We start from the raw sequence: 22,691 nt of genomic DNA on the forward strand, positions 1-22,691 counted from the left end.
CCCGACCAGGCATGCATTAGCTTAGGCGAGCCTAACCTAATGGAACGGGGGCAAGGGTGAGCGCCGAGGTACACCGCGACCACTGGGGCATTCCGCATCTGCGCGCGGACAGCGCCCTGGCCCTGGCCCACGCGCAGGGCCGTAACGCGGCGACGGACCGCGCCTGGCAGATCGAGACCGAACGGCACCGGGCGCAGGGCACGAGCGCCGCCTTCCTCGGGCCCGAGGCAGTCGGCTGGGACCGCTTCGCCCGCCAGGCCAGGCTGGCGGACACCGCGCGGCGCTGCTACGCACAGCTGGACGCGGACACCGCCGAGTGGGTCAGCGCTTACACCGATGGCGTCAACGCCGGGCTGGCCGAAGGGGCCGGGGACGCGGCGGAGTTCGCCGCCACCGGCCTGGAGCCCGGCAGCTGGCAGCCGTGGACACCGCTGGCGGTCTGGCTGTCCACCCACATCCTCTTCGCCGGGTTCCCCGCCAAGCTGTGGCGCGAGGAGGTGGCCGCCGCACTGGGCGACCGCGCCGTGGGCCTCTTCGCCGCCGACGGCCCCCACAGCGCGGGCAGCAACGGCTGGCTGGTCACCGGGGAACGCACCGCGAGCGGCGCGCCGATCCTGGCGGGCGACCCGCACCGCTTCATCGAGGCGCCGGGCGTCTACCAGCAAATCCACCTGGCCTGCCCGGAGTTCGACGTGGCGGGCCTCGCGGTGCCGGGCGTCCCCGGCGTCCCGCACTTCGGGCACGCCTCGACGGTGGCCTGGTCGATCACCAACGCGATGGCCGACTACCAGGACCTCTACCGGGAACGTCTGCGGCGCACCGGCGCGGGCGTGGAGGCGTTCGGCCCGGACGGCTGGGAGCCCGCCCCGTCGCACACCGAGACCATCGAGGTGGCGGGCGGCGAGCCGGTCACGGTGGAGGTGACCGAGACGGCGCGCGGCCCGGTCATCGTCGGCGGCCCGGACGCCCCTTCGGCGATCAGCCTGCGGTATCCCCCGCGGGTCACCGGTGAACTCGGCTTCGAGGCCATGGCGTTGCTGCTGCGCGCCCGTACGGTCGACGACGTGGACCGGGCCTTCGACCGGTGGGCCGAGCCCGTCAACGTCGTCCAGGCCGCTGACACCCGGGGCGGCCTGCTGCACCGGGTCGCGGGCGCCGTCCCGGTGCGCGACCGGGCGAACGGGCTGCGGGCCGTGCCCGGCTGGGAGACGCGGTACGCCTGGCGCGGTACGCGGGCACCGCTGCCGCGCGAGGCCGTCGACCGGGTGGCGGTGATGGCCAACCAGCGGGAGCTGGCAGCCCCGTTGGGGGTCGAGTTCTCGCCCCCGCACCGGGCCCGGCGGATCCGGCAGCTGCTGGCCGGGGCGGCGGACTGGACGGCGCCCGGCATGGCGGCGGTGCACACGGACACGCGGCTGCCCGTGGAGCAGCCCCTGCTCGATCTGCTGGACGCCGGCGATGACCCGGGTCCGGGTGCGGCCGCCCTGCGCGAGCGGCTGGCCGGCTGGGACCGGCGGATGGACGCCGGGAGCACACAGGCCGCCGCGTACGCCGCGCTCCGGGCGGCCGTGGTGCGGCGGCTGGCCGGGCATCCGGCGCTCGCCGCCCTGGCCGGACCCGGGGTGGCCGAGGGCTATCCGGAGGTCTTCCGCCCCTGGCTGGCCCTGGTCACCCGGGTCGCCTTCGCGCTGGACGGGCTGCTCACCTCGGAGCTGCTGCCGGAGATCGACCGGGCGGCGGTCGTCCGGGAGGCGGCCGAGGAGACCGCGCCGCCGGACGTCCCCTGGGGCGCACTGCACCGGCTCGCCCCGTGGCAGGCGCTGACCGACGAGCCCGGCGGCCCATGGGGTCCGCCGCCCGGCGGCTGGCCCGGTCTGTCCGGCGACCACGACTGCGTCCTGTCCACCTCCAGCGTCCCGGGCCTCACCCACCACGCCTCCCGGGCACCGGCCGCCCGCTACGTCTGGGACCTGGCCCGGCGCGACGACAGCCTCTGGGCGGTGCCGCTCGGGGCGTCCGGGATATCCGGCGACCCCCACCGGCTCGACCAGCTGCCGCTGTGGGTGCGTGGCGGGCTCGTCCCCGTGATCACCGACTGGAACCAGCTGAGGAGCTCCATGACCACCGTGCACGAACAGCGGGTCGAGGGATTCGGGACCGTCCGGATCAGCCCGGTCGACCCGCGGCGGGACAGCGCCCTGATCCACCGGTGGGTCAGCGAGGAGCGTGCCCGCTACTGGGGAATGGGCGACGCGAGCCCCGAGGACGTCCTGGAGACATACAGCTATGTCGACTCACTGACCACGCACCACGCCTACCTGCTGTACCGCGACGGCGTACCCGCCGCGCTCTTCCAGAGCTACGAGCCGTCCGCCGACCCGGTGGGCGAGTGCTACGAGGTCCAGCCGGGCGATCACGGAATCCATCTGCTGATCGGCCCCGCCGAAGGCACGCCCGAGCACGGCTTCACCAGCACGCTGCTGGACGTGTTCCTGCGCTTCGTACTGGCGGATCCCACCCGGCAGCGCATCGTCGTCGAACCCGACGTCCGCAATCAGAAGGTGATCGACCGGCTGCTGCGCTTCGGCTTCGAGCTCGGCCCGGAGATCGACAAGCCGGAGAAGCGGGCCAGGCTGGCCTTTCTGCGCCGGGGGGCCGCGGGGCTGCTGTGAGCCGCCGCTCCCCCGCGTGATTCGCTGACCCCCATGAAGAGCGACACCACCGTCACGGTGACCACCTGGTATCTGGAGCAGACCTCCCCGGCCGATCTGCGTCCGGCCGCCGAGCCCGGCGGTGACATCCGGATCGTGCGGGCCGAGGTCCCGTCCCCGGAGTTCAGCCGGTATCTGTACGCCTCCGTGGGCGGGGACATCCGCTGGACGGACCGGCTCTCGATGTCGTACGCCCAGTGGCAGGAGACGCTCGCCAGGCCGGGCACCGAGACCTGGGTGGCGTACGAGCGGGGCACCCCAGCCGGCTATGTGGAGCTGTGCGCGCACGACGACGGCGCCGTGGAGATCATGTACTTCGGGCTGATCCCGGCCTTCCGCGGCAGGCGGATCGGCGGCCATCTGCTGACGTACGGCATCCGGCGGGCCTGGGACCTCGCCGACCGCACCCCGGGGCGTGCGGCGACCGAGCGGGTCTGGGTGCACACCTGCAGCAAGGACGGCGCCCACGCGATGGACAACTACCTGAGCCGCGGCTTCCGGCTCTTCAGGACCGAGACCGAGGAGGAGCCGGACGTCGAGACGCCGGGGCCGTGGCCGGGCGCGGACGCCTGACACCGGCCCGCGCGGGCGGCCCGCGCCGAGTGACGGGCACCACACCGTCCCACGATGCGGGACCATCTCGTCCAAATATTGGATAGTAGTGGACTGGCGTGAGATCGCCGTGACACGCTTCCGTCATGTCTGGAACTGGAATTGCCTTGGTGAGTCGACGCCACGTCGATCTCGGCCGCATGTCCAGCGCCATCTGTCCGGCGCGCTGATCTCCACCAGCCACGCCGTTTTCCCGCCGTCCCCGTCGTAGCGGACGAGCGAAGCCCCCCGCTGGGGTCCTGCAATCCCACCGCCACTGCGCCCTGCCCTGAACAGGCAGGTCACCGGGGTCCCTTCAGCTTGATCAACCGCCCCCTTGAGCCGCCACAGAAGGACGAAGCATCATGGCCGCCACCCCTGGAACGCCCCCGCCAGCCACGCCCCGACGCAAAGTGACCCGGCACCGCGGCGAAGGCCAGTGGGCCAAGGGCCACTTCACCCCGCTGAACGGCAATGAGCAGGCCAAGAAGGACGACGACGGTCTCAATGTGCGGACACGCATTGAGACGATCTACTCCAAGCGCGGATTCGACTCCATCGACGGCGGCGATCTGCGCGGCCGGATGCGCTGGTGGGGTCTCTACACCCAGCGCGAGCAGGGCATCGACGGCGGCAAGACCGCGGTGCTCGAACCGGAGGAGCTGGACGCCGAGTTCTTCATGATGCGGGTACGCATCGACGGCGGCCGCCTCACCACGGAGCAGCTGCGCGTCATAGGTGAGATCTCGCAGGAGTTCGCCCGCGGCACCGCCGACCTCACCGACCGGCAGAACATCCAGTTCCACTGGATCCGGATCGAGGACGTCCCGGAGATCTGGCGGCGCCTCGAAGCAGTCGGCCTCTCCACCACCGAGGCGTGCGGTGACACCCCCCGTACGATCCTCGGCTCCCCGGTGGCGGGCGTCGCCGAGAACGAGATCATCGACGGCACCTGGGCCATCGACGAGATCAACCGCCGCTTCATCGGCAACCCCGCGTTCTCCAACCTGCCGCGGAAGTTCAAGACCGCGATCTCCGGCTCCCCGCAGCTCGATGTGGCGCACGAGATCAACGACATCGCGTTCGTCGGTGTCGACCACCCCGACCACGGACCCGGTTTCGACCTGTGGGTCGGCGGCGGGCTCTCCACCAACCCGAAGCTCGGTGTCAGGCTGGGCGCCTGGGTGCCGCTGGACGAGGTGCCCGACGTCTTCGAGGGCGTCATCTCGATCTTCCGTGACTACGGCTACCGCCGGCTGCGCACCCGCGCCCGGCTGAAGTTCCTGGTCGCCGACTGGGGCCCGGAGAAGTTCCGGCAGATCCTGGAGGACGAGTACCTCCAGCGGAAACTGACGGACGGTCCCGCGCCCGAGCAGCCCGCCGACGTCTGGCGCGACCACCTCGGAGTGCACAAGCAGCGCGACGGCCGCTTCTACATCGGCTTCGCGCCCCGCGTCGGACGGGTGGACGGCACCACCCTGACGAAGATCGCCGAGCTGGCCGACGCCCACGGCTCGGGGCGGCTGCGGACCACAGCCGAGCAGAAGATGATCGTGCTGGACATCGAGGAGTCGCAGGTCGAATCGGCGGTCTCCGCCCTCGAAGCGCTCGACCTCAAGGTCAACGCATCGCCGTTCCGCCGCTCCACGATGGCCTGCACCGGCATCGAGTTCTGCAAGCTGGCGATCGTCGAGACCAAGGCGCGCGGCGCCCTGCTCATCGATGAACTGGAGCGCAGGATCCCGGAGTTCGACGAGCCGATCACCATCAACATCAACGGCTGCCCCAACGCCTGCGCCCGGATCCAGGTCGCCGACATCGGCCTCAAGGGCCAGCTGATGCTGGACAGCGACGGCAACCAGGTCGAGGGCTTCCAGGTCCACCTGGGCGGTGCGCTGGGTCTCGACGCGGGGTTCGGCCGCAAGGTCCGCGGGCTGAAGGTCACCGCGGACGAGCTGCCCGACTACGTCGAGCGGGTACTGAAGAACTTCCAGGCGGAGCGTGCCGAGGGCGAGCGCTTCGCCACCTGGGCCGCACGCGCGGACGCGGAGTCCCTCTCGTGAGCGAGCGGGCGGCGCCCTTCTTCTGCCCGTACTGCGGCGACGAGGACCTGCGCCCCAACGAGACGGGACACGGCGCCTGGGAATGCGCGGCATGCAACCGCGCATTCCAGCTGAAGTTCCTCGGGCTGCTGGCCCGGGGACTCCAGCAGCACGCCAACGGCGCCGAAGGGGACGGGATATGACCACCACGCAGGAAACCGAGGATCCGAAGGCCCTCGCCGAGCGCGCGGGCCGTGAACTGGAGGACGCGTCGCCCCTGGAGATCCTCACCTGGGCGACCGGCACCTTCGGCAAGCGCTTCTGTGTGACCTCATCCATGGAGGACGCGGTCGTCGCCCATCTGGCCTCCCGCGCCTTCCCCGGCGTCGATGTCGTCTTCCTCGACACCGGCTACCACTTCCCGGAGACCATCGGCACCCGGGACGCCGTGGAAGCCGTGATGGACGTCAACGTCATCACCCTGCTGCCCTGGCAGACCGTCGCCGAACAGGACGCCGAGTACGGGCCACGGCTGCACGACCGGGACCCCGACCTGTGCTGCGCGCTGCGGAAGGTCAAGCCGCTCGAGGACGGGCTGAAGAACTACTCGGCCTGGGCGACGGGGCTGCGCCGCGACGAGTCCCCCACCCGGGCGGGCACCCCCGTCGTCGGCTGGGACGAGAAGCGCCGGAAGATCAAGATCTCGCCGATCGCCCGCTGGACACAGGACGACGTGGACGCGTACGTGGCCGAGCACGGCGTACTCACCAACCCGCTGCTGATGGACGGATACCCCTCCATCGGCTGCGCACCGTGCACCCGGCGGGTCGCGGAGGGCGAGGACGCCCGCGCCGGCCGCTGGGCCGGCCGGAACAAGACCGAGTGCGGGCTGCACGGCTGATGACGAAGGATCAGGAGAACGAGATGACGACGGACCAGGGAGCCACTGTCTGGCTCACCGGTCTGCCGAGCGCGGGCAAGACCACCATCGCCCACGAACTCGCGGACACCCTCCGCGGCGAGGGCCACCGGGTGGAGGTGCTCGACGGCGACGAGATCCGCGAGTTCCTCTCGGCGGGCCTCGGCTTCAGCCGTGAGGACCGGCACACCAACGTCCAGCGGATCGGCTTCGTCGCCGAACTGCTGGCATCCAACGGCGTGAAGGCGCTGGTGCCGGTCATCGCGCCGTACGCGGACAGCCGTGAGGCGGTGCGCAAGCGCCACGCGGGCAACGGCACCGCGTATCTGGAGGTGCATGTCGCGACCCCGGTCGAGGTGTGCTCCGTACGCGATGTGAAGGGCCTGTACGCCAAGCAGGCGGCGGGCGAGATCTCCGGTCTGACCGGGGTGGACGACCCCTACGAGGCACCGGAGACCCCGGACCTGCGCATCGAGTCGCACACCCAGACCGTGCAGGAGTCCGCAGCCGCGCTGCACGCGCTGCTCACCGAGAGGGGCCTGGCCCGATGACGACCGCTGCCACTGTCACCGAAGGTACCGACAGCCCGTTCGCCCTGAGCCACCTGGACGCGCTGGAGTCCGAGGCCGTCCACATCTTCCGCGAGGTCGCGGGCGAGTTCGAGCGGCCGGTGATCCTCTTCTCCGGCGGCAAGGACTCCATCGTCATGCTGCACCTGGCGCTGAAGGCGTTCGCCCCGGCCGCCGTGCCGTTCTCGCTGCTGCACGTCGACACCGGGCACAACTTCCCCGAGGTGCTGGCCTACCGCGACCGCGTCGTCGCCGAACACGGACTGCGCCTCCATGTGGCCTCCGTCCAGGAGTACATCGACGCAGGGAAGCTGCGTGAGCGCCCCGACGGACTGCGCAACCCGCTCCAGACCGTCCCGCTCACCGAAGGCATCCAGCAGCACCGCTTCGACGCGGTGTTCGGCGGCGGACGCCGCGACGAGGAGAAGGCCCGCGCCAAGGAACGCGTCTTCTCCCTGCGCGACGAATTCTCCCAGTGGGACCCCCGCCGCCAGCGCCCCGAGCTGTGGCAGCTCTACAACGGCCGTCACGCACCCGGCGAGCACGTCCGTGTCTTCCCGCTCTCCAACTGGACCGAGCTGGACGTCTGGCAGTACATCGAACGCGAGAAGATCGACCTCCCGCAGATCTACTTCGCGCACGAGCGTGAGGTCTTCAAGCGCTCCGGCATGTGGCTCACCGCCGGTGAGTGGGGCGGCCCCAAGGACACCGAGCACGTCGAGACCCGCCAGGTGCGCTACCGCACCGTCGGCGACATGTCCTGCACCGGCGCCGTCGACTCCGACGCCACCACGCTCGACGCCGTGATCACCGAGATCGCCGCGTCCCGGCTGACCGAACGGGGCGCGACCCGCGCCGACGACAAGATGTCCGAGGCCGCGATGGAAGACCGCAAGCGCGAGGGGTACTTCTAAATGACCACGTCAACCGCACAGTCCGCCGAGCAGCTTTCGGCGACGACGCTGCTGCGCTTCGCCACCGCGGGTTCCGTCGACGACGGCAAGTCCACCCTGGTCGGACGGCTGCTGCACGACTCCAAGTCGATCTTCACGGATCAGCTCGAAGCCGTCGAGCAGGCGTCCATAGGCCGGGGCCAGGAAGCCCCCGACCTGGCGCTGCTCACCGACGGGCTGCGCGCCGAGCGCGAGCAGGGCATCACCATCGATGTCGCCTACCGCTACTTCGCCACCCCCCGCCGCCGGTTCATCCTCGCCGACACCCCCGGCCATGTGCAGTACACCCGCAACATGGTCACCGGCGCCTCCACCGCCGAACTCGCCGTGGTCCTGGTCGATGCCCGTAACGGCGTGGTCGAGCAGACCCGCCGCCACGCCGCCGTCGCCGCCCTGCTGCGGGTCCCGCACGTGGTGCTGGCCGTGAACAAGATGGACCTGGTCGACTACGCGGAGCCGGTGTTCGCCGCCATCGCCGAGGAGTTCACCGCGTACGCGGCCTCGCTCGGGGTCCCGGAGATCACCGCGATCCCGATCTCCGCGCTGGCCGGTGACAATGTGGTGGAGCCCTCCGCCCACATGGACTGGTACGGCGGCCCCACCGTCCTCGAACACCTGGAGACGGTCCCCTCCAGCCACGACCTCACCGGCTGCAAGGCCCGCTTCCCCGTCCAGTACGTCATCCGCCCGCAGACCGCCGAACACCCCGACTACCGCGGGTACGCGGGCCAGATCGCCTCGGGCGCACTGCGGGTCGGCGAGGCCGTGACGGTGCTGCCCTCGGGCCGTACGTCGACCATCGCCGGCATCGACGTCCTGGGGCAGAGCGCGGACATCGCGTGGGCACCCCAGTCGGTGACCGTACGGCTCACCGACGACCTGGACATCTCGCGCGGCGACCTGATCGCACCGACCGAGCACGCCCCGGTGCCGACGCAGGACGTCCTGGCGACGGTCTGCCATGTGGCCGACTCGGCGCTTTCGGTGGGCCAGCGGGTGCTGCTCAAGCACACCACCCGCACGGTCAAGGCCATCGTCAAGGACATCCCGTCCCGGCTGACCCTGGACGACCTGTCCCAGCACCCGGCGCCCGGCCAGCTGGTCGCCAACGACATCGGCCGGGTCGTCATCCGTACCGCGGAGCCGCTGGCGCTCGACGCGTACGCGGACTCCCGGCGCACCGGCTCCTTCCTGCTGATCGACCCGGCCGACGGCACCACGCTGGCCGCCGGGATGGCGGGCGACGCCTTCGCCGCCGCGGCGCAGACCGCGGCGGAGGCGGACGTGACCGCGCAGGACGAGACCGGGTGGGACTTCTAGCCATGGCCCTGCGTGTCCTGGACATCTACGCCACCTTCGCCAAGGAGGGCGGCCGCATCGGCAGCGGCGCCCTCGGCAGCGGTCAGGGCGGGGTCGGGCGATGTGCGTGAAGGCGTACGCGCACTGCCTGCGCGCCCGGACAGCCCACTCGCCGCGCCCGACCCGGCGAAGACCCGCACACCAAGCCGACCGCCCGGCGGTGTCCTGAGGGACACCCGCACCGGGCCACCGAGAGGAAAACCTCCCGTGCCTGCCACTCTCCCCCTGCGCCGCAGTCTCGCGGCCGCCGCCGCCCTCCCGCTGCTGGCCGTGGCGCTCACCGCCTGCGGCTACGGATCGGACAAGGCCAAGGACGACCCGGGCAAGTCCCAGGTCGCCGCGGGGGCCAAGAAGCTCTCCGCCGACTCGGTGAAGATCGGCTACTTCCCGAACCTCACCCACGCCACCGCGCTGGTCGGCGACCAGCAGGGGATATTCCAGAAGGAGCTGGGCGGGACCCGGCTCAAGGTCTCCACCTTCAACGCGGGCCCCTCCGAGATCGAGGCGCTCAACTCCGGCTCGATCGACATCGGCTGGATCGGCCCGTCCCCGGCCATCAACGGCTACACCACATCCCAGGGCAAGAGCCTGCGCATCATCGGCGGCTCCGCGTCCGGCGGGGTCAAGCTGGTGGTCAACCCGAAGAAGATCAAGTCCCTGGACGACGTCAAGGGCAAGAAGATCGCCACCCCGCAGCTCGGCAACACCCAGGACGTGGCGTTCCTCAACTGGATCGCGAGCAAGGGCTGGAAGACCGACGCCACCAGCGGCAAGGGTGATGTCTCCGTCGTCCGTACGGACAACAAGGTGACCCCGGACGCGTACGCCTCCGGTTCCATCGACGGCGCGTGGGTGCCCGAGCCGACCGCGTCCAAGCTGGTGCAGCAGGGCGGCAAGGTACTGCTCGACGAGAGCGACCTGTGGCCGCAGAAGAAGTTCGTGATCACGAACATCGTGGTGTCGCAGAAGTTCCTCAAGGAACACCCGGACGTCGTCGAGGCCGTGCTGCGCGGCTCGGTGAACACCAACGCCTGGATCAAGGCCCACCCGGACGCGGCGAAGGCGTCGGCCAACGCCGCGCTGAAGAAGCTGTCCGGCAAGGCGCTGCCCGCCGATGTGCTGGACCCGGCGTGGAAGTCCATCCAGACCACCGACGACCCGCTCGCGGCGACGCTCAGCACGGAGGCGGACCACGCGGTCAAGGCGGGGCTGCTGCAGAAGCCCGACCTCAAGGGCATCTACGACCTGCGGCCGCTCAACAAGGCCCTGAAGGCCGCCGGCCGCCCGGCCGTCTCCGATGCCGGTCTCGGCGTCAAGTAACCCCGGATCCAGACCCGTTCCCAGGAGGTGACGACCATGGCCACAGCACTCGCCAAGTCGGACGACCGGACCGAGGTGACACACGCGGCCCGTATCGGCCACGTCTCGAAGTCCTTCGGCGGACCCGCCGGGCAGCTCGTCCTCGACGACATCACCCTCGACGTCGCGCCGGGCGAGTTCGTCACGCTCCTGGGGGCGTCCGGCTGCGGCAAGTCCACCCTGCTCAATCTGGTGGCCGGACTCGACGCACCGTCGTCGGGGACCATCACGACCCCCGGTGGCCGACCCGCGCTGATGTTCCAGGAGCACGCGCTGTTCCCGTGGCTGACCGCGGGCAAGAACATCGAACTCGCCCTGCGGCTGCGGGGCGTGCCCAAGGCGGACCGGCGGGACGAGGCACAGCGGCTGCTCGCCCTCGTACGGCTGGACGGCGCGTACGCCAAGCGGGTGCACGAGCTGTCGGGCGGGATGCGGCAGCGGGTGGCGCTGGCGCGCGCACTCGCCCAGGACAGCCAACTGCTTCTGATGGACGAGCCGTTCGCCGCGCTCGACGCCATCACCCGCGATGTGCTGCACGACGAACTGACCCGGATCTGGCGCGAGACGAGCGTCTCCGTCCTCTTCGTCACCCACAACGTCCGCGAGGCGGTGCGGCTCGCCGAGCGGGTGGTGCTGCTGTCCTCGCGGCCGGGCCGGGTGGCGCGCGAGTGGACGGTGGACATTCCGCATCCGCGCCGGATCGAGGACTCCGCGGTGGCGGAGCTCTCGGTGGAGATCACTGAACAACTGCGTGGGGAGATCCGCCGACATGGCCGACACTGACGTCAAGACGGACGAGCTGGCCGGCCTCGAAGCGGGCCTGGACGCGCTCGACACCGTACGGGTGGACCGGGTCCCGGTCCGCCAGGTGCTGGTGGGGAAGGTACTGCCGCCGGTGGTGGCCGTGGTGCTCGTCCTGGTCGTCTGGCAGATCCTGATCTGGGCGAAGGTCACCGACAGCTACAAGCTGCCCTCGCCCGGCCAGGTGTGGGGCGAGGTGTCCGACGCCTGGGCGCAGGGCACTCTGCTGGGCTACATCTGGACGAGTATCTCGCGCGGCCTGCTGGGCTTCCTGCTGGCCCTGGTCATCGGCACCCCGCTGGGGCTGCTGGTGGCCCGGGTGAAGTTCGTCCGGGCGGCGATCGGCCCGATCCTCTCGGGCCTCCAGTCCCTGCCGTCGGTCGCCTGGGTGCCGCCCGCGGTGATCTGGCTGGGGCTCAACGACACGATGATGTACGCGGTGATCCTGCTGGGCGCCGTCCCCTCGATCGCCAACGGCCTGGTCTCCGGTATCGACCAGGTGCCGCCGCTCTATCTGCGGGCCGGCCGTACGCTCGGCGCGTCGGGGCTGCGCGGCACCTGGCATGTGGTGCTGCCCGCTTCACTGCCCGGATATCTGGCGGGCCTGAAGCAGGGCTGGGCGTTCTCCTGGCGGTCGCTGATGGCCGCGGAGATCATCGCGTCCTCGCCCGATCTGGGCATCGGTCTCGGCCAGTTGCTTGAGCAGGGCCGGGAGACCAGCAGCATGTCGATGGTCTTCCTGGCGATCTTCCTGATCCTCATCGTCGGTATCGCCATCGACCTGCTCATCTTCAGCCCGCTGGAGCGGCGTGTGCTGCGCAGCCGCGGGCTGCTGGTCCGGAGCTGAGCCGGGATGTACGACGACCGCCCGGCGCTCCTCGTCGTCGCGCACGGCAGCCGTGATCCCCGGCATGCCGCGACGGTCCGCGCGCTGACCCGGCGGGTGCGGTCGCTGCGGCCCGGGGCGCGGGTGGAGACGGCGTTCCTGGACTTCGCGGCGCCTTCGGTGCCCGAGGTGCTGGCACGGCTGGCGTCCGACGGCGTACGGGATGTGGTGGCCCTCCCGCTCCTGCTGACCCGGGCCTTCCACGCCAAGTGGGACATCCCCGGGGTGCTGCGCGAGGCGCCGGCCGGGGTGCGGGTGCGCCAGGCCGAGGTGCTGGGCCCGTCCCCGCTGCTGCTGGACGCGCTGGAACGCCGGCTGTACGAGGCGGGGCTGACCCCGTCCCGTAAACGCTCGACGGGGCTGGTCCTGGCCTCGGCGGGCTCCACCGACCCGGAGGCGATCGCAGTGATCGCTGAAATTGCGCGGGAGCTGCGGCACACCGGTTGGTGCGCCGTGCGGCCTGCGTTCGCCTCCGCTGCCCTGCCCCGTACCGAGGACGCGGTACGGGAGCTGCGGGCCTCGGGTGTCGCACACGTCGCGGTCGCGCCGTATGTCATCGCGCCCGGCCGGCTGCCCGACCGTATCGAGGCGGGGGCCCGCGCGGCCGGCGCCGATGTGCTCTCCGGTGTGCTGGGCGCCTGCGGTGAGCTGGCCCGGCTGCTGCTGGCCAGGTACGACGAGGCGCGGGCGCTCGACCTTGCGGCGCTGAGCGCCTGACATCCCCCGGACAGCTGCCTGACCGGACGGCTGCCTGACCGGCCAAGGGCCGTGCCGGGCGGGGGCCGTGCCGGGCGGGCACGGTGTGCGGTGCCCGCCCGGGTGCTCGTCCTCGTACTCCGCTACCCCGCCTCGGTGGTCGCCGTGACGGTGGCCGCCGGGCCCGCGCCCGCCGCGGTGACGGAGGCGACTGTCACGGTGTAGCGGGTGCCGGGCTTGAGTCCGCCGATGACGCGGAACATCCCCTTGCCCGACGGCTGTCCGACCATCGCGTCCCGGCCGGTGACCTCGATGGTGCGGCCGTCGGAGACCGTCAGCCGGTAGCCGATGACCTTGGCGTCCCCCATGTTCTTCGGCGGCGTCCAGGCGAGGGTCGCGGCTGTCGCACCGGTACGGAGTTTCGGGCCGGTCGGCGCGTCGGGAAGCACGGTGACGGCCGTCGGGGTGAGCGGCGCGGACGCCAGGGACGGCGCACTGCTCCCGTGGGCGTTGGCCGCGGTGACGGTGACGGTGAAGGGGCCGCCGCCGGCGGGGAGTCCGCCGATACGGATGTACGCGAGACGCCGGTAGTCGGCCGCCGGCACGGTCTGCCGCGCGGCCTCGGTGCCGTCCGGCCGCAGAGCGTGCGCGGTGTAGCTGCGGACCGGTGAACCCCCGTCGGCGAAGGCCGGGTTGAAGATCGCGTACAGGGCATCGGCCCCTGCCGTGCTGGTGCCGACCCGGGACGGCGCCTCGGGTACGGAGACGGCTCCCGCGGTGCGGCCGAGCACACCCCGGTACGCGGGCTCGATGCCCGCGGCGGCGACGATCGCGGCGGGGGCGTCCGACGGTGAGGCCATGATGTGGTTGCCGGTCGTGACCAGGCCCTTGTTGTCGCCGTCGGCGGTGCCTTCCTCCCACCAGTTGTCCTTGACGAGCGTCGGGTCGTTGTTGCCGAGCTGGTCGCGGTAGTCGGTGTGGCGGCTGGCGACATTGGCGTACGAGGCGCCGTAGAGCACATTGCCCTCGACGGTCTCGTAGGTGCAGCCGTTGTCGGTGTAGACGCTCTTGCCCAGGCCCCACTGACCGTGGATGACGTTGCCGGTGACCTTCTCACCGTCGGCCAGGGACGTGCCCGTCAGGCCCTGGGTGTAGATCCCGCCGCCGTCGTCGAACATCTGCATGTAGTCGAAGATCAGGTTGTCGCTCACCGTGTTGTCGTGGCTGGGGTTGGGGGTCGCGGGTGAGCCGACCTTGTCGGGCCAGCCGCCCCAGCCCATCGAGACGGCGCTGTAGCCGAGGTGGTCGAGCTGGTTGTGCGCGATGGTGTTGTGCTGGGTGTATCCGTTGAGGATGCCGACCGAGCCGTGGAACTCGCGTGGCAGGGCATACAGGTGATTGTCCGTCACCTGTACGTGGTCGGCGGGGGTACGGCCGTCGACCCCGCCGATCTCCAGGCCGTTGCCCGAGATGTCGGTGAAGGTGTTGCCGCGCACCTTGGCGTCGCTGGTTCCGGTGCCCAGTTGCAGGCCGGCGGCGCCGAGGTGGGTGAAGTCGTCGTCGCTGAACTCGATACGCGTGCCGTGGGTGAAGGAGACGTTCCCCGGCATCGGGGTCCAGGAGGCGAACGGGCAGGTGCCGCCCTTGACGAATCCGCACAGCCCCTGGGTGGCCCAGCCGTTCGCACCGGTGATGGTGTAGCCGGCCTGGATCTCGGAGAAGCCCTCGGGCGTGGACGGGGTCAGCCAGGTCGCGTAACTGAACCGCACCCCGCGGAAGGCCACGTCATGGACCGGGGCGGAGGCGGTGCCCCGCCCGTCGACCAGCTTCTGTGCGGCGGCGGCCTCGACGTCCGCGTGCCGGATGTCCTCCCCCTTGCGCGGGAGGTAGTAGACGGTGTGGGCCGTGCGGTCCAGGTACCACTCGCCGGGCTGGTCGAGCAGTTCGTAGGCGTTCTCGATGTACGACGCCTTGCCGTTGTTGGTGAGGTGCCCGGGGCCGACCATCGACACCGTGCGCCCGGGGATGTCGGGGAACTCCACCCGCTTGTTGGAGTTGTCCCAGCAGGGCTGGACCATGGTGAGGGTGGTGCCCTTGGCGGAGGCTATCCGGCAGCGGGGTTCGGTCCACTGGCCCAGGCCGTTGCGCTCGACGTTCCAGAGCTCCTCGCCGCTGGAGTACACGAATTCGGCGTCCGACGGGTGGCGCCAGTGGGCGATGGTGTCCGCCGTGGTGGTGTAGCCGGACGGTGTGGCCGTCAGCCCGACGGGCACTTCGCCGCGGGCACGCTGGGCCCTGACCCCGTCGACGTACAGCTGGCGGGTGTCGGTGAGCCCCTGGGGCGCGGGCGCCGAGTAGAGGCCGGGGCGGCCGTGGACCGGCTGCCAGCCCTGGACCTTCTTGCCGCCGCTGATGACGGTGGAGCCGGTGCCCTGCCAGATGATCCGGTGGCCGTCGTGCCCGGAGTCCCTGGCATCGAGCACGAGTGGCTGCGCCGTGCGGTAGGTACCGGAGGCGAGGTGGACGGTGAGATCCCCGTGGTGGTGGGCGGACCTCGTCCGGGCCAGATCCCGGGCGCGCTGAAGGGTTCTGACGGGGCGGTGGGCGGTGCCCTGGGCGTGGTCGTCACCGGACGGGGTCACATACACGTCCGCCGAGTGCGAACCGGCGGAGCCGCGGTCACCGGGGTCGGCTCCGGCCGCGGTCACGCTGCCAGGGACGCCGAGCGCCAGGACGGCGGAGAGAGCCGCGACGAGCGTGGCTCTTCGGGGTGCGAGCATCTTCCCTCCCATGGAATCAGGTTCATGAGGCAGGAGAAAGGTAGGAGGGTTGAGATGCAACGGTCAACGGATCGGACAGGAATACCCGTCAGGCGCCGGTCATTGCCGACAGGTCATCGGAGGAATCCGGGCGCGTCGGGGATGCACACAAGATGCTCGCAACGCGCCAGCCCGGCCGGAGTCGCGGCACGGACGGGTGCGCTACGGGTGCGCACGGGTTCGGGCCGGGCCGGGCCGGAGTGGGGGTCGGGAGCCCGGGTCGAGGCCGGGAGCCTGGGCTGGGGCCTGGAGCCGGAAGTCAGGGGCCGGTGGCCGGAAAACGGAGGTCGGGAGTCGGGTCCGGCCCCGGAAGTCGGGGGCGGCCCCCCTCAGTGCCGGGTTTCGTCGGCCACCAGGGCGGCCAGCTCGGCGGCGGGCATGGAGCCGGCGGGCCGGTGCTCGCGGGCGAAGGCGTTGGCCACCCGCTGGAGTACGGCGTTCACCGGGGTCGGCACGCCGTACTCCCGTCCGAGCAGGGCGATCTCACCGTTCAGATAGTCGGCCTCGATCGTGCCGGTGCCCCGGCTGAGGCTCTGCCACGAGGAACCGCCACCGCGCGGCTGCCCGGTGACCGGCAGCAGGGTGATCTTGTCGCCGCGGGTCCGCCGCTGCTCCTCGGCGCTCGCGGCCTCGATCCCGGCTGCCGCGTAGACGGCGCGCCCCTCGGCCTCCGCCTGCCCCAGGAGCTGCTCCATGATGGTGTCCGCCGCCGGGTCGGTGCCGTAGAGACCACAGGCCGCCTGGAGTGAATTGACCAGGTTCGAGAGGAGTTTGGCGTACTTCCAGCGCATCACGTCCGCGACGACCGGCGCCTCGAACGGGGCCTTCTCCAGATCCGCCGAGATCTGCCGGGCGGTGCTGTCCGTGCCCGAGGGGCAGCGGCCGATGTGCAGTATGCCGGTGAGCGGTGAACCGGCGGCGGCCACGGAGCCCGGTTCCAGGAAGGTCGCGGGCAGCCAGACGCACATGCCGTACACCTGGCGGAAGCGGCGCAGCGCGAGGCGTTCGCTCTCCACGCCGTTCTGCGCGCAGACCAGCGGAAGCACCTCGGCGGCGGTCGCGCCGGTGCCGGACACCGGGCGCGGGCCCCACGCGTCGAGCGCCGCGACACTGTCCTGCGTCTTCACCGTCAGGACCAGGACGTCGTCGGGGCGCAGTTCCACCGCTTCGGGCCCGTCGGCGACCGGCAGGGCGAGAGTGCGGGAGCCATCGGGGGTCGCGATCCGCAGTCCGCCGTCCCGCAGGGCCGCGTAGTGCGCGCCGCGGGCCACCAGGACCACTTCGCTGCCGCTCTCGGACAGCAGCCCGCCGATGGTGCCGCCCACGGCACCGGCCCCGATGATGATGTAGCGCATACCGGGACTCTGGCACAGCCTGACGGTGCGGGGCCATGATCCATGACACCTTCCGGGCGGTCCCCGGCAGGAAGGTAGGATCCGGTACATCGGTCCGGACACGATTACCGCCGACCAGCTCGAACAGGCGCTCTCCCTGACCGGGACCGCCTCGGTGCAGAACCGCCTCCCTCCCGCCGACCGCGCGCCGGCGGGCATCCGGGCGGACATACGGACGGTGCGCGAGACGCGCGGACCCGCCTCTCTGCCCCGGTTCCCGCTGTCCCTGCGGCGCACCGCCCGGCGAGGCCCATCGGTTCTCACCCCGGTCGCGGGCTGCGCCCGACCGAGAAAAAGGATGAAGGAGCTGAACGACCTGTGAGCACCGTCGTGATCCGTGCGGACGACGTCGACTTCGTACGGGACGGGAACCTGCTGCTCGACTCGGTCTCGCTGACCGTGCACAGCGGGGAGCACTGGGCTCTGCTCGGCGCCAACGGCGCGGGCAAGTCCACCCTGCTCGGGCTGCTGGGCGCGGTGACGCACCCCACCCGGGGGACGGTGGAGATCCTCGGGCGGACGCTCGGCCGGGTGGATCTGCGGGAGCTGCGTTCCCATCTGGGGCATATCAATCCGCGCCATCCGCTGCACTCGCCGCTGCGGGTCCGCGATGTCGTGCTGACCGGGCTCACCAACTCCATCGAGCCGGTGCCCCGCTGGTCGCCGACCCAGGAGCAGCTCAAGCGGGCCGACCGGCTGCTCACCATGCTGGGCATGGGCGGCGAGAAGGCCGAGTCGCGCTGGCCGACGCTCTCGCAGGGTGAGCGCGGGCGGACCCTGATCGCGCGTGCGCTGATGCCGAGCCCCCGTCTCGTCCTGCTCGACGAACCGGCCACCGGTCTCGACCTGGCCGCCCGAGAGCAGCTGCTGACCAGCCTGGACGAGCTGCGCGCCGAGCACCCGGAGCTGGCGACGATCCTGGTCACCCACCATCTGGAGGAGCTGCCCGCGTCCACGACGCACGCGATGCTGCTGCGCGACGGCGCGTGCCTGGGCTCGGGTCCTGCGGACGATGTGCTCACCACGGATCAGGTCAGCAAGTGCTTCGACCATCCGGTGCGGATCACCCGCACGGACGGCCGGTGGGCGGCCCGTTCGGAGCGGGCCGCCCGGCACTGACTGACCGCGGGCCGGGCTCTGCGGTCAGCCCGCAGTCAGCTCCGCCAGCTTGAGCACGGTGTTCCAGTTGCGGGAGGTGCCGGTGATGTCCTTGTTCACGGCGGGCCTGTTCAGTGCCTCGGCGAGCTTGGAGCGGCCGAGCCCGTCCGGGGCGTACAGATACAGCACCCGGTCGCCGAGCCTGAACTCCTCGGGCAGATAGGCCCGCTGGTCGAGGGCGGCGAACCGCTCGGGCCCCACCGGGCCGGAGAAGAAGGTGACGTGCAGCTGCTTGCCCTGGAGCTCCGCCGCCGGGAACGGGCATCCGTCGGCCACGGCCCGCAGATAGGCGCCGCTGCGGACGAGGCAGTCCACCGAGAAGCCGAAGCGGTGCGCGATGGCCTCCTCCACCGCGGCCGCCAGTCCGTCCTCGCCGGCCGTTTCGCTGCTGAAGACGGCGTTGCCGCTGTTGAGGTACGTACCGACGTCGCCGTGGCCGAGTCCGGTGAGCAGCTCCCTGAGGTCCGCCATCGGGACCTTCCTGGCGCCGCCCACGTTGATCCCGCGCAGCAGTACCGCGTATCTGGTCGTCATGGGACGAACATAGACGGGGGGTCGGACAGCCGGGCGGCTACGGGCGGGGCGGCGCGGCCAGTTCGGCCTCGATGAGGTCGGCCGCGCGCCGGGTGCCTCCTTCCCCGGCCATTTCGGCACCGATGTCCGCGAGCCGCCGGGCCACCTCCGGGTCGTCCGCCATGGCCAGTACGGCTTCGCGCAGCGTCGCGGCGGTGGCGTCGGCCATCGGTACGTGCCGGGCCACGCCGAGGGACTGGAGCATGTCGGCGTTCGCGAACTGGTCCACGGCCTGCGGGACCGCGACCATCGGCGTCGCCGTGGCCAGCCCCTCCTGGCTGCCGCCCGCGCCCGCGTGGGTGATGAAGGCGTCCGCCTGCCGGAGCACGGACAGCTGCGGCACCCAGCGCACGACGTCGAAGTTGTCCGGGACCCGGCCCAGTTCGGACGTGTCGACGTACTTGCCGATCTGGAGCACCACATGCCAGCCGGGCAGGTCGCCGAAGGCCGCGATGCACTCACGGTAGAAGCCGGGCTGCTTGGTGAAGGTCGAGCCGAGCGAGACGAGCAGCACCTTCTCGGCGCCCGCGGGACGCTGCCACTCCCCCTGGTCCTTGCGGTCACCCTGGCAGGCGCCGACGAAGGTGTATCTGGTCCCGTCCACGCGGTCGCTGTGGGGCTGCATCGCGCGCGGGATGAGGACGATGCTGCGGCGGGGGCGGCCGACGAACGGGTCGGGGTGCTCGTCGATGCCGTTCTCCCGCAGCCAGGCGTGGAAGCGGGCGTAGTAGGCCCGGCCCCGCTCGGTCGCCATGAGCTGCGCGGTCATCGGCTCACTGACCTCCTCCTCGTACCCCTGCCAGGCCACCAGGTTCGGGGAGAGCGAGACATCGGGGATGTTCCAGCGGCGGGAGAGCACGATCGCCGGGTAGGAGGTGATGTCGTGCACGATCAGATCGGGTACGCCCGCCCCGTCCGGTCCTTCGTGGGCCTCGATGAGCTGCGGCAGGGCGGCGATGGCGTCGCGGAGGAACGGCTCGATGTTGTCGATCACCTCGGTGCCCCATGCCTCGGGGTCGTCGTCGGTGGGCAGTGTCGATGTGTAGACAACGGGCTCGGCGCCGGTCTCCGCGACCTTCCCGGCGAACGACTCCGGGATCGCGTACGTGACGCGGTGGCCGCGGGCGACGAGTTCCCTGATCACTTCCAGGCTCGGGTTCACATGCCCGGCGGCCGCGATGGAGAACATGGCGATATGGGCGGGCTTCGGTGAGGTCATGCCGTAACGGTAGGCGAGACGACACGTCTCGTGCAACTTATTTCGGCGAAGTACGGCCATCCCTCGGACGACGGGCCCCGCCGGATGACGGGCCCCCTTGCGTGGATGCGAAACTTGGCCCGTTCCGAACGAGAGCGGGAGACACCACATGGACGAGGCAACGGCGCGGGACATCCTGCGGACGGCCGGTCTGGCGAAGGACGCGGAGCTGCTGGCGCTGGGCGAGAACGCGGTCTTCGCTGACGGCGGGCTCGTCATCAAGGTGGGCCGGGCCCCGGAGCTGCTGGAGCGGGCGGAACGCGAACTGTCCGTGGCGGGCTGGCTCGCGGACGCGGGCGTCCCCGCGGTGCGCGCGGCCGAGCCGGCGCCCCGGCTGGTCGACGGCCACCCGGTCACCCTCTGGCACCGGCTGCCGGAAGCGGTCCGCCCGGCCGGGCCCGCGGACCTCGCGGCGCTGCTGCGCTCCGTCCACGCGCTGCCCGCGCCGGACTTCACGCTCCCCCGGCGTGAACTGCTGGGCGGGGTCGAACGCTGGCTGCGGCTCGCGGGGGACGCCATCGACCCGGCGGACGCGGACTATCTCCGCGAGCGCCGCGACGGCTTCGCCTCGGCCGCGGCCGCGCTGACACCCCGGCTGCCCCCGGGCCCGATCCACGGCGACGCGCTCCCCCGCAACGTCCATATCGCCCCCGAAGGGCCCGTCCTGGTCGACCTGGAGACGTTCTCGTCGGACCTGCGGGAACACGACCTGGTCGTCATGGCCCTGTCCCGCGACCGTTACGGGCTCGCCCCGCAGGCGTACGACTCGTTCGTCGGCACGTACGGCTGGGACGTCCGCGAATGGGAGGGCTGCGCGGTCCTGCGCGGCGCCCGGGAAACGGCGAGCTGCGCCTGGGTCGCCCAGCACGCTCCGGCCAACCCGCGGGCGCTCGACGAGTTCCGCCGCAGGGTGGCCTCACTGCGGGAGAACGACGCCGGGGTCCGCTGGTATCCGTTCTAGGGGTGGTTACGCCCGGGGCGCCGCCGACGTTCCAGGACTGGTCGCACCCGGGGCGCCGCCGTCACACCGTCGCGAAGCGGGTGAGGACGGCGTCGGGGCGGACACCGGGCAGGGCGCCGCGGAAGATGCGGTAGTAACCGAGCTCCTCCTTGCTGCGCAGCTCCGGCATGCCGTCCCGGGCCACGGCCGCGGCGAACTCCGCTTCCGTGATGCGGCTGTCCCACAGCGGAGCGAGCAGACTCTGCGCGCCGCTGCCCGTGCCGAACTGCTCCTTGCGGCGCCACAGCAGGTGGTCCGGCAGCCGGCCGGCGAAGGCGCGGCGCAGATGCCCCTTCTCCATGCCGTCCTCCTCCAGCGCCTTCAGATGCGCGGGCAGGGACATGGCGTGCGCCATGACGTCGTGGTCGAGGAAGGGGACGCGGGCCTCCAGGCCGTGGGCCATGGTGACGCGGTCGCAGCGCTGGAGGTTGAGGCCGTGCAACGCGCCCACGGTGCGTCGCAGTTCGGTGTCCAGGTCCGCGGGGGCGCCGTGCTGCTCGTGGTAGTAGCCGTAACCGGCGAACAGCTCGTCCGCGCCCTCGCCGGTGAGGACCGCCTTGACGTGCCGTGAGGCCAGTTCGGCCAGGAACCAGTTGGGGACGGCGCTGCGGATGAGGCTGGCGTCGAAGGACTCCACACAGACGACCACGTCGTCGAGCACCGTGCGCGCCGCACCGGCGTCGAGGAGCGCCTCGTGGTGCTCGGTGCCCAGGAACGCGGCGGCCTCCCGCGCCGCGAGGAGGTCGGGGGAGTCCCCGGTGCCGACGGCGAACGTCTTCAGCCGTCGGCCCTGCCGGGCATAGACGTCGGCTGCGACAGCGGCGACGAGGCTGGAGTCGAGCCCGCCGGAGAGGAACACCCCGACCTCGACGTCGGCCATCAGATGCCGGCGGACGGAGTCGGAGACGGATTCGAAGGTGGCCTTCTCCGCGACCTCGCTCGGCACCCCGTCCCAGTCCTGCCGGGCGCTGTGCGCGGGGACCGCGCGGGCGAAGCGGTGCAGGCCGTCCTCCGGTGTCCACCAGCAGCCGGGCGGGAAGATCTCGGCGCACGGCTGGACCGCGGGGTCGAAGGCGCGCAGTTCGGAGGCGAAGTGCACGGCGGTGTCCGTACGCGCCCAGTAGAGCGGCTTGATCCCGACGGCGTCCCGGGCGGCGACGAAGCGGCCCGCGGGCGTGGCCGCGCACAGCGCCCACATACCGCGGAGCCGGTGCAGCCCCTGCGGGCCCTCGGTACGCAGGAGGGCCAGGGCGGCCTCGGAGTCGGAGGAGGAACCGAAGGCGGCGGGCAGCTCTTCGCGCAGCGCCTGATGGTTGTAGATCTCGCCGTTGCACACGAGTGACCAGTCGTCACCTGACCCGTCTTCATTGCCGCAGGCACCGCCGAGTGGCTGGTGTCCGCCGTCGATGTCGACGATGGACAGTCTGCGGTGGCCGAGCCAGGTGTGGCGGCCGACCGTGCGGGTTCCGCTGTCGTCGGGGCCCCGGTGGGCCAGCCGGTCGAGCATCTTCTCCGCTGCCGCGTCGGCGCATTCGGTGTCGATATGTCCTGCATGGCTGTATATCGCCGCGATTCCGCACATGCCATCGACCATAGAGCGGCC

General features: G+C 71.5%; 20 protein-coding genes. 15 read left to right on the forward strand and 5 right to left on the reverse strand.

The annotated features are described in order from the left end of the window. Positions 1–56 precede the first annotated feature (56 nt). The 13 genes from OG510_RS07110 (at position 57) to OG510_RS07170 (ending at position 12,907) form a co-directional block, all read left to right on the forward strand. The gene (locus tag OG510_RS07110) at positions 57–2,672 is read left to right on the forward strand and encodes a GNAT family N-acetyltransferase (protein WP_406135924.1); all 2,616 of its coding nucleotides are present in this window, start codon (positions 57–59) and stop codon (positions 2,670–2,672) included. Between the two features lie 33 nt (positions 2,673–2,705). Further along, positions 2,706–3,284: a GNAT family N-acetyltransferase gene (locus OG510_RS07115; RefSeq protein ID WP_406135925.1), complete on the forward strand. Its 579-nt coding sequence runs from the start codon at positions 2,706–2,708 to the stop codon at positions 3,282–3,284. Positions 3,285–3,409: 125 nt separating this feature from the next. Then, positions 3,410–3,493 carry a putative leader peptide gene (locus OG510_RS07120; protein ID WP_310591794.1) on the forward strand — a complete coding sequence of 28 codons (84 nt, stop codon included), beginning with the start codon at positions 3,410–3,412 and terminating at the stop codon, positions 3,491–3,493. A 174-nt stretch (positions 3,494–3,667) separates the two neighbouring features. Beyond that, positions 3,668–5,365, forward strand: coding sequence for a nitrite/sulfite reductase (locus OG510_RS07125; RefSeq protein WP_406135926.1), 1,698 nt, complete (start codon positions 3,668–3,670; stop codon positions 5,363–5,365). Then, on the forward strand, positions 5,362–5,547 hold the full coding sequence (locus OG510_RS07130; protein WP_406135927.1) for a hypothetical protein: 186 nt from the start codon (positions 5,362–5,364) through the stop codon (positions 5,545–5,547). Before OG510_RS07125 ends, OG510_RS07130 begins: the two co-directional genes overlap by 4 nt. Next, the gene (locus OG510_RS07135) at positions 5,544–6,245 is read left to right on the forward strand and encodes a phosphoadenylyl-sulfate reductase (RefSeq protein ID WP_406135928.1); all 702 of its coding nucleotides are present in this window, start codon (positions 5,544–5,546) and stop codon (positions 6,243–6,245) included. The genes OG510_RS07130 and OG510_RS07135 overlap by 4 nt, the downstream gene beginning before the upstream one ends. Further along, on the forward strand, positions 6,245–6,814 hold the full coding sequence (cysC, locus tag OG510_RS07140) for an adenylyl-sulfate kinase (protein ID WP_406135929.1): 570 nt from the start codon (positions 6,245–6,247) through the stop codon (positions 6,812–6,814). Before OG510_RS07135 ends, cysC begins: the two co-directional genes overlap by 1 nt. Then, complete coding sequence (gene cysD / locus OG510_RS07145; RefSeq protein WP_406135930.1) at positions 6,811–7,746, forward strand: sulfate adenylyltransferase subunit CysD; 936 nt, start codon at positions 6,811–6,813, stop codon at positions 7,744–7,746. The genes cysC and cysD overlap by 4 nt, the downstream gene beginning before the upstream one ends. Beyond that, positions 7,747–9,105, forward strand: a complete 1,359-nt coding sequence (locus tag OG510_RS07150; RefSeq protein WP_406135931.1) for a sulfate adenylyltransferase subunit 1 — start codon at positions 7,747–7,749, stop codon at positions 9,103–9,105. A 246-nt stretch (positions 9,106–9,351) separates the two neighbouring features. Beyond that, positions 9,352–10,464, forward strand: a complete 1,113-nt coding sequence (locus tag OG510_RS07155; RefSeq protein WP_406135932.1) for an ABC transporter substrate-binding protein — start codon at positions 9,352–9,354, stop codon at positions 10,462–10,464. Between the two features lie 36 nt (positions 10,465–10,500). Then, positions 10,501–11,286 (forward strand): ABC transporter ATP-binding protein, encoded by a 786-nt coding sequence (locus OG510_RS07160; RefSeq protein WP_406135933.1) that lies wholly within the window; start codon positions 10,501–10,503, stop codon positions 11,284–11,286. Then, positions 11,273–12,151, forward strand: coding sequence for an ABC transporter permease (locus tag OG510_RS07165; RefSeq protein WP_406135934.1), 879 nt, complete (start codon positions 11,273–11,275; stop codon positions 12,149–12,151). Before OG510_RS07160 ends, OG510_RS07165 begins: the two co-directional genes overlap by 14 nt. A 6-nt stretch (positions 12,152–12,157) precedes the next feature. Next, positions 12,158–12,907: a sirohydrochlorin chelatase gene (locus tag OG510_RS07170; protein WP_406135935.1), complete on the forward strand. Its 750-nt coding sequence runs from the start codon at positions 12,158–12,160 to the stop codon at positions 12,905–12,907. A gap of 122 nt (positions 12,908–13,029) precedes the next feature. On the opposite strand, the gene OG510_RS07175 is transcribed toward OG510_RS07170, so the two are convergent. Together OG510_RS07175 and OG510_RS07180 are read right to left on the reverse strand one after the other, a co-directional pair. Continuing rightward, positions 13,030–15,678 carry a fibronectin type III domain-containing protein gene (locus tag OG510_RS07175; protein ID WP_406135936.1) on the reverse strand — a complete coding sequence of 883 codons (2,649 nt, stop codon included), beginning with the start codon at positions 15,676–15,678 and terminating at the stop codon, positions 13,030–13,032. 356 nt (positions 15,679–16,034) lie between these two features. After that, positions 16,035–17,060: a ketopantoate reductase family protein gene (locus OG510_RS07180; protein ID WP_406135937.1), complete on the reverse strand. Its 1,026-nt coding sequence runs from the start codon at positions 17,058–17,060 to the stop codon at positions 16,035–16,037. 357 nt (positions 17,061–17,417) lie between these two features. Between OG510_RS07180 and OG510_RS07185 the strand changes: the two genes are divergently transcribed. Next, positions 17,418–18,218, forward strand: a complete 801-nt coding sequence (locus tag OG510_RS07185) for an ABC transporter ATP-binding protein (RefSeq protein WP_406135938.1) — start codon at positions 17,418–17,420, stop codon at positions 18,216–18,218. A gap of 24 nt (positions 18,219–18,242) precedes the next feature. Here the strand turns inward: OG510_RS07185 and OG510_RS07190 are convergent, their stop codons facing one another. Continuing rightward, the gene (locus tag OG510_RS07190) at positions 18,243–18,791 is read right to left on the reverse strand and encodes a DUF1697 domain-containing protein (protein WP_406135940.1); all 549 of its coding nucleotides are present in this window, start codon (positions 18,789–18,791) and stop codon (positions 18,243–18,245) included. Positions 18,792–18,828: 37 nt separating this feature from the next. Continuing rightward, positions 18,829–20,109, reverse strand: coding sequence for a macrolide-inactivating glycosyltransferase (gene mgt, locus OG510_RS07195; RefSeq protein WP_406135942.1), 1,281 nt, complete (start codon positions 20,107–20,109; stop codon positions 18,829–18,831). A gap of 88 nt (positions 20,110–20,197) precedes the next feature. On the opposite strand from mgt, the gene OG510_RS07200 reads away from it, so the two are divergent. Beyond that, positions 20,198–21,049: a phosphotransferase enzyme family protein gene (locus tag OG510_RS07200; protein WP_406135943.1), complete on the forward strand. Its 852-nt coding sequence runs from the start codon at positions 20,198–20,200 to the stop codon at positions 21,047–21,049. A 61-nt stretch (positions 21,050–21,110) separates the two neighbouring features. Here the strand turns inward: OG510_RS07200 and asnB are convergent, their stop codons facing one another. Further along, the gene (gene asnB, locus OG510_RS07205) at positions 21,111–22,670 is read right to left on the reverse strand and encodes an asparagine synthase (glutamine-hydrolyzing) (RefSeq protein WP_406135945.1); all 1,560 of its coding nucleotides are present in this window, start codon (positions 22,668–22,670) and stop codon (positions 21,111–21,113) included. Positions 22,671–22,691: the final 21 nt, after the last annotated feature.

Source organism: Streptomyces sp. NBC_01089, assembly GCF_045162975.1.
Taxonomy (GTDB): Bacteria; Actinomycetota; Actinomycetes; order Streptomycetales; family Streptomycetaceae; genus Streptomyces.

Bases quoted from the DNA above. Each gene is read 5' to 3' on its own strand.
- OG510_RS07180 (WP_406135937.1), bottom strand. From the start codon at position 17,060: ATGCGCTACATCATCATCGGGGCCGGTGCCGTGGGCGGCACCATCGGC.
- OG510_RS07120 (WP_310591794.1), top strand. From the start codon at position 3,410: ATGTCTGGAACTGGAATTGCCTTGGTGAGTCGACGCCACGTCGATCTC.
- OG510_RS07200 (WP_406135943.1), top strand. From the start codon at position 20,198: ATGGACGAGGCAACGGCGCGGGACATCCTGCGGACGGCCGGTCTGGCG.
- OG510_RS07175 (WP_406135936.1), bottom strand. From the start codon at position 15,678: ATGGGAGGGAAGATGCTCGCACCCCGAAGAGCCACGCTCGTCGCGGCT.
- OG510_RS07125 (WP_406135926.1), top strand. From the start codon at position 3,668: ATGGCCGCCACCCCTGGAACGCCCCCGCCAGCCACGCCCCGACGCAAA.
- asnB (WP_406135945.1), bottom strand. From the start codon at position 22,670: ATGTGCGGAATCGCGGCGATATACAGCCATGCAGGACATATCGACACC.
- OG510_RS07170 (WP_406135935.1), top strand. From the start codon at position 12,158: ATGTACGACGACCGCCCGGCGCTCCTCGTCGTCGCGCACGGCAGCCGT.
- OG510_RS07115 (WP_406135925.1), top strand. From the start codon at position 2,706: ATGAAGAGCGACACCACCGTCACGGTGACCACCTGGTATCTGGAGCAG.
- cysC (WP_406135929.1), top strand. From the start codon at position 6,245: ATGACGAAGGATCAGGAGAACGAGATGACGACGGACCAGGGAGCCACT.
- cysD (WP_406135930.1), top strand. From the start codon at position 6,811: ATGACGACCGCTGCCACTGTCACCGAAGGTACCGACAGCCCGTTCGCC.
- OG510_RS07190 (WP_406135940.1), bottom strand. From the start codon at position 18,791: ATGACGACCAGATACGCGGTACTGCTGCGCGGGATCAACGTGGGCGGC.
- OG510_RS07135 (WP_406135928.1), top strand. From the start codon at position 5,544: ATGACCACCACGCAGGAAACCGAGGATCCGAAGGCCCTCGCCGAGCGC.
- mgt (WP_406135942.1), bottom strand. From the start codon at position 20,109: ATGGCCGTACTTCGCCGAAATAAGTTGCACGAGACGTGTCGTCTCGCC.
- OG510_RS07150 (WP_406135931.1), top strand. From the start codon at position 7,747: ATGACCACGTCAACCGCACAGTCCGCCGAGCAGCTTTCGGCGACGACG.
- OG510_RS07160 (WP_406135933.1), top strand. From the start codon at position 10,501: ATGGCCACAGCACTCGCCAAGTCGGACGACCGGACCGAGGTGACACAC.
- OG510_RS07165 (WP_406135934.1), top strand. From the start codon at position 11,273: ATGGCCGACACTGACGTCAAGACGGACGAGCTGGCCGGCCTCGAAGCG.